The sequence below is a fragment of the Flavonifractor sp. An91 genome, from assembly GCF_002159225.1.
Lineage (GTDB): Bacteria > Bacillota > Clostridia > Oscillospirales > Oscillospiraceae > Flavonifractor > Flavonifractor avicola.
Genome location: NZ_NFHA01000102.1, coordinates 1 through 750 on the forward strand (window position 1 = coordinate 1; position 750 = coordinate 750).

Below are 750 nucleotides of genomic sequence, written 5' to 3' on the forward strand. Positions count from 1 at the left end.
GACGCAGAAAGTTAACAATTCTGACGCGGATTTACCTGGAGTTTTGTTCTGTCCGATGATACAATAAAGGTGTCATTGGTAGGTGAACTCAATACCGCAAAAGGAGGAACAGATCAGTATGCCAGCGGTACACCTGCAAGAAAACAGCAAACTAATCTCCGGCCATGTGGCCGAGAAAAAAGGGTATCTCTATTGGGTTCTAAACCTTACTGATGAGAACGGTAAGAGAAAGCCCAAATGGATTCCCACCCATAAGAAAGTCAAGGGTAACAAGACCTGGGCAAACAATATGCTTCCCACCATCCGAAAGGAATGGACGGAAAAGCTGCTTCAGGAGGCTACGGCCTCACAGCAGTCGGCTTCTCCGTCTGGCCCGTCATCCGCAGCGATTTCCTTTGTGGATTTCCTGTACCAGTGGCTTGAGTACAAGTACAAGTCTGCTACCGGACGGGTGATGGACAGCAAGCCCATTGAACTCTCGACCTATTCGGGATACGAACAACAGCTTAACAACCCCATCGCCCCGTATTTCCGAGAGCATCCTGTCGCCCTTTGCGACCTTACCAAACAAGATATTCTCGCTTTTTATGAGAAAGAATTGGAACGGGTCAAGCCGACTACCGTTAAACATTACCACGCTCTGATTCATGGGGCGTTGAATTATGCGGTTGACAAAAATCTGATTCCAAGCAATCCGGCTGACCGGATTATCATTTCCAAGCCTGAACCCTTCAAGGGTGACTACTACCT

1 pseudogene is annotated in these 750 nt (G+C 48.0%); it reads left to right on the plus strand.

The annotated features are described in order from the left end of the window. Positions 1-118: 118 nt before the first annotated feature. Positions 119-750: pseudogene (locus B5G42_RS17640) on the plus strand (site-specific integrase); the annotation flags it as partial.